Annotated in this window: 11 protein-coding genes; 10 read left to right on the top strand and 1 reads right to left on the bottom strand. The window is 72.5% G+C overall.

Annotation, left to right across the window (positions count from 1 at the left end):
• Positions 1-193: 193 nt before the first annotated feature.
• The 9 genes from ACGFIO_RS16925 (at position 194) to ACGFIO_RS16885 (ending at position 7,827) form a co-directional block, all read left to right on the top strand.
• Complete coding sequence (locus ACGFIO_RS16925; RefSeq protein WP_392827172.1) at positions 194-1,111, top strand: SIS domain-containing protein; 918 nt, start codon at positions 194-196, stop codon at positions 1,109-1,111.
• Positions 1,108-2,022: an ROK family protein gene (locus ACGFIO_RS16920; protein WP_392827171.1), complete on the top strand. Its 915-nt coding sequence runs from the start codon at positions 1,108-1,110 to the stop codon at positions 2,020-2,022. The genes ACGFIO_RS16925 and ACGFIO_RS16920 overlap by 4 nt, the downstream gene beginning before the upstream one ends.
• Entirely contained in the window at positions 2,019-3,107 is a 1,089-nt protein-coding gene (nagA, locus tag ACGFIO_RS16915) for an N-acetylglucosamine-6-phosphate deacetylase (protein WP_392827170.1), read from the top strand. Before ACGFIO_RS16920 ends, nagA begins: the two co-directional genes overlap by 4 nt.
• Before the next feature lie 282 nt (positions 3,108-3,389).
• A complete protein-coding gene (locus tag ACGFIO_RS16910; RefSeq protein ID WP_392827169.1) occupies positions 3,390-3,569 on the top strand; it encodes a hypothetical protein in 180 nt (59 codons plus the stop codon).
• A gap of 86 nt (positions 3,570-3,655) precedes the next feature.
• Positions 3,656-4,171: a SigE family RNA polymerase sigma factor gene (locus ACGFIO_RS16905; RefSeq protein ID WP_392827168.1), complete on the top strand. Its 516-nt coding sequence runs from the start codon at positions 3,656-3,658 to the stop codon at positions 4,169-4,171.
• Positions 4,168-5,355: a hypothetical protein gene (locus tag ACGFIO_RS16900; RefSeq protein WP_392827167.1), complete on the top strand. Its 1,188-nt coding sequence runs from the start codon at positions 4,168-4,170 to the stop codon at positions 5,353-5,355. Before ACGFIO_RS16905 ends, ACGFIO_RS16900 begins: the two co-directional genes overlap by 4 nt.
• A gap of 85 nt (positions 5,356-5,440) precedes the next feature.
• On the top strand, positions 5,441-6,430 hold the full coding sequence (locus ACGFIO_RS16895) for an ABC transporter ATP-binding protein (protein WP_392827166.1): 990 nt from the start codon (positions 5,441-5,443) through the stop codon (positions 6,428-6,430).
• Positions 6,427-7,428 carry an ABC transporter permease subunit gene (locus ACGFIO_RS16890; RefSeq protein ID WP_392827165.1) on the top strand — a complete coding sequence of 334 codons (1,002 nt, stop codon included), beginning with the start codon at positions 6,427-6,429 and terminating at the stop codon, positions 7,426-7,428. Before ACGFIO_RS16895 ends, ACGFIO_RS16890 begins: the two co-directional genes overlap by 4 nt.
• A 57-nt stretch (positions 7,429-7,485) precedes the next feature.
• A complete protein-coding gene (locus tag ACGFIO_RS16885; protein WP_392827164.1) occupies positions 7,486-7,827 on the top strand; it encodes a DUF3263 domain-containing protein in 342 nt (113 codons plus the stop codon).
• Positions 7,828-7,904: 77 nt separating this feature from the next.
• On the opposite strand, the gene ACGFIO_RS16880 is transcribed toward ACGFIO_RS16885, so the two are convergent.
• A complete protein-coding gene (locus ACGFIO_RS16880) occupies positions 7,905-10,106 on the bottom strand; it encodes an AAA family ATPase (RefSeq protein WP_392827163.1) in 2,202 nt (733 codons plus the stop codon).
• Between the two features lie 85 nt (positions 10,107-10,191).
• Between ACGFIO_RS16880 and ACGFIO_RS16875 the strand changes: the two genes are divergently transcribed.
• Positions 10,192-12,966 (top strand): alpha/beta fold hydrolase, encoded by a 2,775-nt coding sequence (locus ACGFIO_RS16875; protein ID WP_392827162.1) that lies wholly within the window; start codon positions 10,192-10,194, stop codon positions 12,964-12,966.

Raw genomic sequence — 12,966 nt, 5'->3', positions numbered from 1 at the left:
GGCATCCGCGGTCGGGATGCCCACTCCGTGATAAGAGTGTGCACATTAGTGCTCGAAAAGCGGCATAGCAAAGATCGTGGCTGCGCGAACGTAACCTGACTGTTGCGTGGGCGGCGGCGTTCCACGCAGAATGCAGCTCGAAAGGGCACCGTACCGAACGCTTATGCGCATCCTCGCCGTCGAAGGAACCCACATGACGCACGTGCAGACCGAGATCGCCAGCCAGCCGGACTGCTGGGCGCGGGCCGCGAAGCTGGCCGGGTCACCGGGGCTGCCGGCCGTCGGGGAGCGGGTCGCGGTGATCGGTTGCGGCACGTCATGGTTCATGGGTCAGGCCTACGCCGCGCTTCGCGAGCGGCTCGGCCAGGGCGAGACCGACGCGTTCCAGGCGTCCGAGTTCCCGCTCAATCGACGGTACGACCGGATTATCGCGATCACGCGCTCCGGCTCCACCACCGAAGTCGTCGACGCGCTGGGCGCCGTGCGTACCCCCACCACGGTCGTGACCGCCGACGCCACCCAACCCGCCGCCATCGTGGCCGACGACGTGATCGTGCTCGACTTCGCCGACGAGCAGGCCGTGGTGCAGACCCGGTTCGCCACCAGCGTGCTGGCGCTGCTGCGGGCGGGGCTGGGCCAGGACATCGCCCCGATCGCCGGCGACGCCGAGGTGGCCGTACGCCTGCCCCTCCCGGTCCGCACCGACACGACGACACAGATCACCTTCCTCGGCCGCGGCTGGACCGTCGGGTTGGCCCACGAGGCGGCGCTCAAGTGCCGCGAGGCCGCCATGGTGTGGACCGAGGCGTACCCGGCGATGGACTACCGGCACGGGCCGATCTCCATCGCGGCGCCCGGCCGGGTGGTCTGGGCCATCGGTGACGTGCCGGCCCACCTGGCCGACGACGTCGAGGCGACCGGGGCGGCGTTCGTGCACGCCCGGCACCACGGTGGGTACGGCGCGATCGGACGCTGGTGCGGTGGGCGTACCCCGCTCGACCCGATGGCCGACCTGATCGTGGCGCAACGGGTCGCCATCGCCCTCGCCGAGGCCCAGGGCCTCGACCCGGACCACCCCCGCAACCTGACCCGCAGCGTCGTCCTCCAATGAGTCGCGTCGTCATCGCCCTGGACGTGGGCGGCACCGGCATGAAGTGCGCCCTCGTCCACCCGGAGGGCCGGGTCCTGCACACCGAACGACACCTGACCCGGGCCGAGCGCGGCCCCGCGGCGGTGACCGAGAACATCCTGGCGGTGGCGGACGGCCTGGCCGGCCGGGCCCGATCCTCCGGCCTCGAGCCGGCCGCGGTGGGCCTGGTCGTGCCCGGGGTCGTGGACGAGGCGAACGGCGTCGCGGTCTGGTCGTCGAACGTGGGCTTCCGTGACGTGCCCATGCGTGACCTGGTCGCCGCGCGCCTCGGGTTACCGGCCGCCCTCGGGCACGACGTCCGCGCCGGGGGCATGGCCGAGGCCCGGCTGGGCGCCGGCCGGGGCGAACCACACGTTCTGTTCATCGCGATCGGCACCGGCATCGCCGCGGCCCACGTGGTCGGCGGTGCCGCCTTCGCCGGGGCGCACGGCGCGGCCGGCGAGGTCGGGCACGTGATCGTCCGGCCCGGCGGGCCGCCCTGCGCCTGCGGCGGGCACGGCTGTCTGGAGTCGATCGCCTCGGCGTCGGCGATCGGGCGGCGGTACGCGTCCCTGTCCGGCGTGGCCGGCTCGACCGCGTTCGACGTGGCCACCCGCGCGGCGGCGGGCGAGGCGCTGGCCCGCCAGGTGTGGATCGAGGCGGTCGACGCGCTGGCTGACGGGCTGCTGACCGCGCAGGCGCTGTACGACGCCGGGATGATCGTCATCGGCGGCGGGCTGGCCGAGGCCGGCGAGGCGCTGCTGGCACCCCTGCGGACCGCGTTGGACACGCGGAAACGGTTTCTCCGGCTGCCACGCGTCGAGCGGGCGGCCCTCGGTGACACGGCCGGGTGCCTCGGCGCCGCCCTCCTAGGACTGGACGCGCTCTCGTGAAGATCCCTGGACGCATCGTCCGGCCCGGCTCGGTCGTCCCCGGTCACGTCGAGGTCTCCGGACCGGCGATCATCTCGGTGTCCGAGTCCAGCGTCGACACCACCGACTACGTGGTGCCCGGCTTCGTCGACCTGCACTGTCACGGGGGCGGCGGGCACACCTTCACCACCGGGGACTTCTCGTCAGCGCGCGCGGCGGCGGCCTTTCATCTGGCCCACGGCACCACGACGGTGCTGGCCAGCCTGGTCAGCTCACCGTTGAAGGTGATGCGGGACGCCGTCGAGGCCTTCCAGCCGCTGGTGGCCGACGGTTCGATCGCCGGGGTGCACTTCGAGGGGCCGTACCTGTCGAAGGTGCGGTGCGGGGCCCAGAACACCGACCACATCCGCGACCCCGACCTTTCCGAACTGCGGACCCTGGTCGCCAGCGGGATCGTGCGGGCCGTCACGATCGCCCCCGAGTTGCCCGGCGCCCTCGACGCCATCTCCTATCTGGACCGGTCGGGCGTGGTCGCGGCCATCGGGCACACGGATGCCACGTACGAACAGACGCTCGAAGGTGTCGAAGCCGGCGCCACCCTCGGAACGCACCTCTTCAACGGCATGCGACCGGCCCACCACCGCGAGCCCGGCCCGGTCATCGGCCTGCTCGCCTCCCGCCGCATCGTCTGCGAACTGATCGCCGACGGCGTCCACCTGCACGACGGGATGCTGGCCTTCGCCGCCCGCACGGCCGGTCCCGACCGCGCCGCCCTGATAACCGACGCCATCGACGCCGCCGGCATGCCCGACGGCACCTACGACCTGGGCGGCCAGACCGTGACGGTGGCCGACCGGGTGGCCCGGATCGGCACCGGCTCGATCGCCGGCAGCACCCTGACCATGGACGCGGCCCTGCGCCGGGCCGTCGGGGCGGGCATCCCCCTGCCGGACGCCTGCCTGATGGCCGCGACGACGCCGGCGCGAGTGCTGGGGCGTTCCGACGAGATCGGAGCGCTCGAGGCGGGCCTGCGCGCCGACCTGGTCGTGCTCTCCGAGGACCTGCGGGTCAAGCGCGTCATGCGGGCCGGTCGTTGGATCGACTAGCGCTACGAGAGCGGCGAGATCGCGAATCCCCGGCCCGCCAGCGCGCGGGCGCTCGAGGTCGTCACGCGCCTGCCGATCGCCTCGCTCGGGTTCCCGGCGGAAGCCGAGTCGGTTGCGGTCGAGGATGGGCACGGTGGGCACGATCTGGAGGTACGCGGTCCCGCTGGGCCGGTCGCGGCCGGTGCCGCCCGGCCCAGCAGTGGGTACACCGGCGTCTGGCTCAGCCGCTACCGCTACTACTCCAGCAGCCGCGAGGCCGAGTTCACGAACGCCCACTTCGTCGTGGTCCTGCAACACGGCGACCGGCTCACCGCGCGCAGCGTCCACGGTCCCGACAAGTCCCTGCTGACCATGGATCTGGTGGTCGACGGCAACGTCGTCACCGGCACCTGGGCCGACGCCAAATATGAGCGGGCACCGGAGTCAGAGGCGGATCGCGAGCGGGATCCAGCGGACCGATGATCGTGTTGCCCTGAGCGTACGGCGGGAAAGTTCTTCGGCACCTACAACCGATTTCGCCGGGGTCGCGTCGGGGGTTCGTGAGCGATATGAGTGCGGGTGCGCACCCGGAGTTCCTCGCCTACGTGCGAGGCCGTGCGGGTGCGCTGAGACGGTCGGCGTACCTCCTGTGCGGCGACACGCATCAGGCCGATGACCTGGTGCAGGAGACGCTGACCAAGGTGTACGCGCGCTGGGCCGGCGTGGCGCGGGCGGACAACATCGACGCGTACGTACACCGGATCCTGGTGCGCACGTTCATCAGCGAGCGGCGCCGGGGCTGGTGGAAGGTACGCCTGTTCGGGGAGGCGTTGCCGGACCAGGCGCGGCTGGGGCCAGGTGTGGAGGACCGCGAGGTGGTGCGGGCGGCCCTGTCCCGGCTGACGTCGAGCCAGCAGGCGGTGCTCGTCCTGCGGTTTCTGTGCGACCGCAGCGTGGCCGACGTGGCCGCTCTGCTCGGCTGCTCCGAGGGGACGGTCAAGTCCCAGACCAGCCACGCCCTCACCGCGATGCGCAAAATCCTCGGCTCCCGTGAGCCGGCCTCGGCCCTGGAAGGACTGCGATGAACTCGACCGAAGATCGTGAGGCCCGCGAGATGCTCGGGCCGCTGGCCGGCGAGCCCAGCGGCGAGCAGTGGCTCGACCTGGACCACATCGTGCGTGAGGGTGACCGGCGCCGCCGGGTCCGGACCGCCGCGACCGGCGCGTTCACGGCGGTGTTCCTGACCGCGGTGGCCGCGGGTACGACGGCGATCGTGGTGAACGGCCGGCAGGGCGGCGACGGGGTGCCGGCGGCCGACCGCGGTTCCCCGTCGGCGGCGGCCCCCGCGTATCTGCCGGCCGCCGCGACCGGCCCGGACTGCACGCTGTCGCCGATGCCCGGCACGACCGGTCTGCTGGCCGCGGTCGACCACACCGGCCACTACACGCTGCAGGAGGCGAGCGGCGGCAAGAAGACGACCGTGACCGTCCGCAAGGACGGTGCGCGGGTCGCCGAGGTCGAGATTCCGGTCGGGGGCCGCGGCGAGTACGACCTCAACGCCAAGGGCGAGTTCACGGCGCTGTTCACCGTTATGACCAAGGACGAGCTGACCCTGCTCTCGTACGTGTACGAGGACGGGAAGCTGACCGCGCTGAAGGACGGCGCCATCACCACCGCTATCGCCGACGACGGCCGGTTCGCCGGCCTGGTGAAGGGCAACGTGCCGGCCCGCTGGGAGCGCCCGGACGCCGCGCCCACCAAGCTCGCCGTCCCGGTCGGCAAGCAGGCCCAGGTCCTGTTCCTCGACGAGGACGGCACGATGCTGGGCTACGCCAACAGCGAAGGGGCCGAGTTCGCGAACCTGTGGCTGCCCGACGGCAGCAGCCGGCCGGTTCCGGTGTCCGCGGGGCAACGCTCGCCCACGGTGTGGGGTATAGCCAGCGGCTGGGTCGTCGGCTACGACGACGCCAAGGGCTTCCGATACAGCGTCGGGACCAAGAAGTACGAGGCCCTGCCCGCGCAGATCCGGCGCCCGCACACGGTGGCGGCCAACGGTGCCGTGGTCGGCGACGACGGCACGGACGGCCACCTGTGGGTGCTGGACGGCGGGACGGCCCGCAAGCTCCCGGGGACGCCACCGGCGCCGGGGACGATAAATTACCGGATCCTCGGGATCAGCGACGACGGCCGGACGGTGACCGGCAACGAGTACTTCCACACCGATCCGACGCGGGACACCGGCCGGGCCGTCACCTGGACCTGCGGCTGACAGCAGGACAGCGCGCGCCGGCCCGGTAGGCGGGTCGGCGTGCGGCCTCCCGGGTTACGCGCCGGTTGGCCTCTAAGGTCTCGGTGTGAGCGCCGTGCTGGAGATCGAAGGTCTGCGGAAGACCTATCGCAGCCGCAAAGGGGTGCGCCGCGCGCTGGACGGCTTCGACATGGTGGTCGAGGCCGGACAGGTGCACGGATTCCTCGGGCCCAACGGCTCGGGAAAGACCACCACTTTGCGTACGCTGCTGGGCCTGATCAAACCGAACGGCGGTCGCATGGCGATCCTCGGGCGGGAGGTGCCCGAGAGCCTGCCCGAGGTGGCCGGCCAGGTCGGCGCGATCGTCGAGAGCCCGCAGTTCTTCCTGCCGTTCACCGCGCAGGACACGCTGACCCTGCTCGCCGACGCGGGCGGGGTGCCGCGGGCCCGGGTGCCCGAGGTGCTCGAACTGGTCGGTCTGCGGGACCGGGCCAAGGACCGGGTGAAGACCTATTCGCTCGGTATGAAGCAGCGGCTGGCGGTGGCGTCGGCGCTGCTCAAGAACCCGCGGCTGCTGATTCTGGACGAGCCGGCCAACGGGCTCGACCCGGGCGGGATCCGGGAGATGCGCTCGCTGATGCGCACCCTCAGCGAGTCGGGCATGACGGTGGTCGTGTCCAGCCACATCCTCGGCGAGATCCAGCTGATCTGTGACTCGGTGACGATCATCTCGGCGGGGCGGCGGGTGGCGGCCGGGTCGGTGGCCGAGGTGCTGGCGCAGCACAAGTCGAGCGCTGTGCGCGTACGCGTGGAATCCGGGGTTGACCTGACCGCCGTGGCCGAGGTGTTGCGGTCGGCCGGTGCGCCCCAGGTGACCCCGGCCGACGACCACGTGATGGTCGGCGGGGTGGAGCGGCCGGCCTGGATCACCTGGGTGCTGGCGCAGCACGAGGTGTGGGTGAGCGAGCTGGCGCCGGTCGCGGTCGACCTGGAGAGTGTCTTCCTGGAGCTGACCGGGACGGCGCCGGTGGACGGGGCGAGCCGGCAGGTCGACGAGTCCGCGGTGGCGGGCGCGCGGGGCGGGTGGGGGCAGTGAGTCTGGCCCAGGCGGAACTGCGGCGGCTGACCAAGCGCCGGTTCGTACGCTGGCTGACCATCGGCACGCTGGTGGTGATGGTCGTGATCGCGGTGGGCATCTTCCTCAGCAACCAGAAGGTCGGCCCGGAGCAGGTGGCCCAGGCCCGGGCGGCGGCCGAGCAGGATTATCAGGAGGCGCTGCGGCAGGCCGGCCAGGATCGCGCCAACTGCGAGCGCGCGCCCGGCACCAACGGCTATCCGGCCGACTGTACGCAGCTCTACCAGCCGCAACCGCAGGACTTCCCGCCCGACTGGCACATGCCGTCGACGTTCCGTTTCAAGAACGACTTCGGCGCGGTGATCACCACGTTCGCCGCGATCTTCGTGCTGCTGGCCTTCGTGGTCGGCGCGTCGTACGTGGGGGCCGAGTGGAGCAGCGGCGGGATGATGAACCTGCTGCTGTGGCGGCCGCGCCGGCTCCAGGTGCTGGGCACCAAGCTGGGTGTGCTGCTCGGGGCGGTGGCGGCGCTGAGCGTGGTGGTGGCGGTGCTGTGGACGCTGACGTTCCTGGCCATCGCCGAGCTGCACGGCACCACCGAGGGGATGACGGCCGGGGCGTGGCGGTCGACCGCGCTGACCGAGGTACGCGCGATAGTGCTGATCCTGCTGGCCGCGGCGATCGGGTTCGGGCTGGCGTCGCTGGGCCGGCACACCGCGGTGGCGCTGGGCGTGGCGGCCGGCGTCGTGGTGGTCCTGCAGTTCGGGCTCTACCTGGTGCTGAACATGGCCGAGGTGCCGTTCGGCGAGGTCTGGCTGCTGCCGATCTGGGCCGTCGCCTGGATGAACAAGGAGTTCAAGCTGGAGGACTACAACTCCTGCCAGTTCTCCTCGGTCAACGGCTGCCAACCGGACACGCTGACGCTGACCTGGCCGATGGCCGGCGCGCTGTGGGCGGCGATCTTCGTCGTCATTGTGGGTGCCGCCTTGTGGACTATGCGTAAGCGGGACATCGCGTGAGGTAGCTTCGGGGTGCAGACCTTACGATGCTCTTCGATCCCCACGCTCAGGAGCACCATGCACCCCGAATCTTCGCCGTCCGATGTGGATCGGCCGGCCGGTCACGCGCCGGCGCAGCGGCCGCCCGCGCCGTGCACCTCCGCGCACGAGCCCGCGGCGGCGACCGAGCCCGCCCTGTCCGACCGCGAGCTCAAGATCCTGGCCTTCGAGGCCAAGTGGTGGCGGCACGCGGGCAGCAAGGAGCAGGCGATCCGGGACACCTTCGAGCTGTCCTCGACCCGGTATTACCAGCTTCTGAACGCGTTGCTGGACAATCCGGCCGCGCTGGAGCACGAGCCGGTGCTGGTCGGCCGCCTCCGCCGCCTGCGCGCCACCCGCACCCGCACCCGCCGCCGCTAGCCCTCAGTGGTAGGGCCGGGCGGTGGTTCCGGCCCGGATGCCGCGCTGCGCGACCACTGTGTGAGGGAGTGGTAGGGCTAGGCGCGGGTTTGCTGGTCGGCGAAGTTGGCCAGCCAGGCGACCTGGGCCGGGTCCAAGGAGGCGCGGATGCGGGAGCGGGCGGTGGTCACGTTCGCGGCGGTGACCGTGGTCGCGTCGAGGGACTCGCGCATCGCGGCCAGCGCTGACTCGCGGATCAGGGCCGCGCAGTCGGCCGCCGAGAAACCGTCCAGGTCGGCGCCGAGCGCGTCCAGGTCGACCTGGTCGTCCAGCGGCACCGACTTCGACGACGCCTTGAGGATCGCCGCGCGGGCTTCGGCGTCCGGTGGCGGCACGTAGACCAGTCGTTCCAGCCGGCCCGGACGCAGCAGGGCCGAATCGATCAGGTCGGGCCGGTTGGTCGCCCCGATCACCACCACGTTGCGCAGGTCCTCGACGCCGTCCAGCTCGGTCAGCAGCGCCGCCACCACGCGGTCGGTGGTGCCGCCGTCCGAGCCCTGGCCACGCTGCGGGGCGAGCGCGTCCACCTCGTCCAGGAAGACCAGCGTGGGCGCGGCCTCGCGGGCGCGGCGGAACAGCTCACGCACGGCCTTTTCACTGTCGCCGACCCACTTGCTCAGCAACTCGGCGCCCTTGACCGACAGGACGTTGGCTCTGCCCGTACCCGCGATGGCCTTGACCAGAAAGGTCTTGCCACAGCCGGGGGGACCGTAGAGCAGCACGCCGCGCGGCGGTGAGACCCCCAGCCGCGCGAAGGTGTCCGGATAGGTCAGCGGCCACAGCACCGACTCGGTCAGCACCTCCTTGACCTCGGTCATGTCACCGACGTCGTCCAGCGTGACCGCGGCGATCTCGAGCGACGACTCGGCCATGGACGTCGGCCGGACCACGTCCAGTGCGGCCTCGAAGTCGGCCATGGTCACGGTCGGCGACTCGGCGTCCTTCTGGCGCAGGGCGGCACGGACACCGGCCTCCCGGGCGAGAGCTCCGAGGTCGGCGGCGACAAATCCGGGGGTACGCGCGGCGACGTCATCCAGGCGTACATCCTCGGTCAGCGGCATTCCCCGGGTCAGCACGCTCAGCTGCTCGCGGCGCATCGCCTGGTCCGGTAGCGCCACCGCCAGCTGCACGGCCAGCAGGTCGGGCGCGCGCAGCTCGGGATCGACGGCCTCGGGCCGGCTGGTCGTGCAGACCACCGCCACACCGGCCCGGACCGTCTCGGCCAGCACCTGCCGGAACACCGTGGCGACCGGACCGGGCTGTTCACGCGGGGCCAGAGCCTCGACGTCGGCGATCAGGACCACGGCCGGGCCACCCGCACGCGCGTCCCGGGCGGCGGCGCGCAACCGCCCGGCCGCGGCGTCATTGGTCAGCGCGGCCAGCTCGGGCGCCCACAGCGGGAAGACCTCGGCCCCGACGCCGGCGGCGACCGCCCGGACCAGCGCCGACTTGCCCGACCCGGCCGGCCCCGAGATCAGCACGCCCAGCGACACCGTGGTGCCGAGCCGCCCGAGCACCTCGCGGTGGTGGAAGCCCAGGTCGAGCAGCTCGGTCAGCTCCTTGGCCTGGGCGCGCAGACCGGGCAGGTCGTCGATGCTGGGCGGCGGCACCTCGGGGTCGGTTGTCGCCGGGCGGGCGGGAGCGGCGACGGAGGCGGCCGGCCGGGTCGCCTCGCCGTGCTCCCAGGCGACCAGGGTGTCCATCGAGACCAGGGCGGCGTCGGCGTCGGTGACCTCGACGACCTTGAGCAGGGTGCTGGTCCAGGCGTACCCGACCCGGTTGGAGAGGCTGCGCCGGGCGCCCTCGACCGCGGCCCGCTTGTCCGCGTCGAGCAGCACGTCCTGTGGCAGCAGGGAGACGTCGTCGCCGGCGCTGACCACCTTGCCCAGCAGGGCCAGGCGCAGCATCTCGGGCGAGACGACGGCGACGATCTCAGCCGGGCCGCTCAACGTCACCCGGCGGGCGCCGACCACCGGGATCGGTGTCACGGTGACCTGGCCGCCGTCGCGCAGGCCGAGGTTGCCGATGGTCAGGTCGTCGGCGTAGAGCAGGGCGCGGCTGGCGCTCGCCTCGGCCCGGGCGGCGATGCCGGCGGTGGTGCGGGCGCCGGCCAGGCGCAGCGGGTCACCGGGGTTGATCGCGAGCGCGGCCATCACCTCGGGATGCAGGCGGACGATGCCGCGACGCGCGTCGAGGGCCGCGGGCCGCTGGGTCACGGTCAGCGTGAGATCGTCTGCCACGGCTACCACGCTATCGCCCTCACGCCGGTGGGAACCCACAGCACTCACAGCACTCGCTCAGATCGGCCGGGATAGCTTTGGGCGCATGCCATTGAGCCGTCGTAGGGTCCTGGCCGCCACGGCAGTCCTCGTGATCCTCGCCGGTCTGGTGGTCGGGGCCGTGCTGCCCGGCCGGGATGCCTGGACCACCAGCGATCAGCCGGTGACCGTGCCCGAGGCGCCCTCCGGCGGGGCCACGATCGACCTCGACACGCGCTTCTACCTGCCGCGCGACCGGGCCGGCAAGGTGCCCGCGGTGCTGCTCGCGCACGGCTTCGGCGGGACCAAGAACTCGGTCCGGGACGACGCCGAGTCGCTGGTCGAGCGCGGGTACGCGGTGCTGACCTGGACCGCCCGCGGTTTCGGCCGCAGCGGCGGGCAGATCCACCTGGACAGCCCCGACTACGAGGTCCGCGACGCGCAGCGGCTGCTCGACTGGTTGGCCCGGCGGCCCGAGGTGGAGACCGACGCGGCCGGCGACCCTCGGGTGGGCGTGGTCGGCGGGTCCTACGGCGGGGCGCTGGCGCTGCTGCTGGCCGGGCAGGACACCCGGGTGGACGCGATCGTCCCGCTGATCACCTGGAACGATCTCGGGCGCTCGTTCCTGCCGCAGTCGGCCGGCACCGACGCGGTCGGCGTCTTCAAGAAGGGCTGGGCCGGCCTGTTCTTCGGAAACGGCGCCGCCTCGCCCGCGGCCACGGGTGGCTCGCCCGACGAGGGCGCCGGCTCCGGGTCCGATGCCGGCGCGGCCGCCGGGCCGGCGGTTCTTCCGCCGGGGATCAACCCTGCTTGCGGGCGGTTTGCCGCCGATGTGTGTGCGGCCTATCTCTCGATGGCGACCACGGGGCAGCCGGACGCCGCGGCGCTGGCCTTGCTGCGTGAGTCCAGCCCTCAGGCGGTACTCGGAAAGATCAAGGCGCCGACGCTGCTCGTTCAGGGGGCAGTGGACACGCTCTTTCCGCTGTCCGAGGCGGACGCCAACGCGCGGGGGATCGCGGCGGCCGGTACGCCGGTGCGGGTCGCCTGGTTCACCGGCGGGCACGACGGCGGGCTCGGGCCGCAGACCGACCAGGACCGGACCAAGTTCCTGACCGTGCAGTGGCTCGACCACTACGTCAAGGGCGAGGGCGAGGCGCCGCCGACCAGTTTCACGTACTCGCGGGTGGCCGGCTTCAGCGCGCTCGACCGGGGGCTGGTGACGAACGGGTACTCGGTCGACGCGTACCCCGGAATCAGCGGGACCGGTCGCACCGACATCGCGCTGGCCGGCCCGGCGCAGCCGATCGCCAACCCGCCCAACGGCAATCCCGGCGGCCTCTCCTCGCTGCCGGGCGTCGGCGGCCGGCTGTCCACGCTGCTCGCAGGCGTGGCCGGGGACATACCGGGGCAGTACGCCACCTTCGCCTCGAAGCCCGTCACCCAGGCCGTCGACGTGGTCGGAGCGCCGACCGTCCGGCTCCGGGCCGCGTCACCGACCGGCGAGGCGACGCTGTTCGTCAAGCTCTACGACGTCGACCCGAAGGGCGCTGAGACGCTGAGCGCGGGGCTGGTCGCGCCGGTCCGGCTGACCGGGCTCGGCCGGGACATCGCGGCCGCGCGGCCGGTGACCGTCACACTGCCGGCGATCGTCCGGCGGATCGAGACCGGCAACTCGCTGCGAGTCGTGGTCGCCGCCTCCGACCAGGGCTACCTCACACCGCCGGCGCCGGCCACCTACACCGTCGCGGTCGAACCCACGCTCACGCTGCCGACCATGGTGGGCACGCCGATCAGCAACCCCCAGGTGATCTGGCGGTACGTGCTGGCCGGCCTGATCGCCGCCATCGTCCTGGGACTTGTCGTGGTGCTGCTGATCCGCCGCCGCCGGGCCCGCCGGGCGCCGACCGTGGCCGAGTTCGCCGAGACCCCGCTGGTCGTGCGTGACCTGCGCAAGGAGTACGGGGACGGGTTCGTCGCGGTCGAGGAGATCAGCTTCACGGTCGAGCGCGGCCAGGTCGTCGGGCTGCTCGGTCCCAATGGTGCCGGCAAGACCACCACGCTGCGGGTGCTGATGGGGCTGACCATGCCGACCCGGGGCGAAGCGCTGGTCTTCGGCAACCCGCTGGTGCCCGGTTCGCCGATCCTGTCCCGGGTCGGCGCGCTGGTCGAGGGGCCGGGGTTCCTGCCCCACCTGACCGGTGAGGAAAACCTGCGGGCGTACTGGCGGGCCACCGGCCGGCCGTGGGCCGACGCGCGGTTCGACGAGGCGGTGGAGATCGCCGGGCTGGGTGACTCGATCCATCGGCGTACGAAGAACTACAGCCACGGCATGCGCCAGCGCCTGGCCATCGCCCAGGCCATGCTCGGGCTGCCCGAGTTGCTGGTGCTGGACGAGCCGACCGACGGGCTGGACCCGCCGCAGATCGCCGAGATGCGCCGGGTGCTCAAGCGGTACGCCACCGACGGCCGCGCGGTGCTGGTGTCCAGCCACCTGCTGGCCGAGGTCGAGCAGACCTGTACGCACGCGGTGGTGGTGAACAAGGGCCGGATCGTGGCGTCCGGGCCGGTCGACGAGATCGTCGGCGACTCGCCGTCGGTGCAGATCGAGGTGACCGACGTGGCCGAGGCGTCGCGGGTGCTCGCCGGGCTCAACGTGACCTCGGTGCTGCCGGACGGCGCGACCGGTCTGATCGTCGACATGAACGGCACGCCGCGCGCCGAGGTGGTGGCGTCGCTGGTCAAGGCCGGGATCGGGGTCGACCGGGTGGTGCCGCGGCGCCGGTTGGAAGACGCGTTCCTGGCGCTGGTCGGGGAGAACTCGCGAGGGAGTGGGGACCGATGA

The organism is Actinoplanes sp. NPDC049265 (assembly GCF_043197135.1).
GTDB lineage: Bacteria > Actinomycetota > Actinomycetes > Mycobacteriales > Micromonosporaceae > Actinoplanes.
Note: the sequence above shows the minus strand (reverse complement) of the source record. Positions and strands in the feature narration are given on the sequence as shown.

Coding starts and splice junctions, on each gene's coding strand:
- ACGFIO_RS16905 (WP_392827168.1), top strand. CDS start 3,656: ATGAGTGCGGGTGCGCACCCGGAGTTCCTCGCCTACGTGCGAGGCCGT.
- ACGFIO_RS16920 (WP_392827171.1), top strand. CDS start 1,108: ATGAGTCGCGTCGTCATCGCCCTGGACGTGGGCGGCACCGGCATGAAG.
- ACGFIO_RS16925 (WP_392827172.1), top strand. CDS start 194: ATGACGCACGTGCAGACCGAGATCGCCAGCCAGCCGGACTGCTGGGCG.
- ACGFIO_RS16885 (WP_392827164.1), top strand. CDS start 7,486: ATGCACCCCGAATCTTCGCCGTCCGATGTGGATCGGCCGGCCGGTCAC.
- ACGFIO_RS16875 (WP_392827162.1), top strand. CDS start 10,192: ATGCCATTGAGCCGTCGTAGGGTCCTGGCCGCCACGGCAGTCCTCGTG.
- ACGFIO_RS16900 (WP_392827167.1), top strand. CDS start 4,168: ATGAACTCGACCGAAGATCGTGAGGCCCGCGAGATGCTCGGGCCGCTG.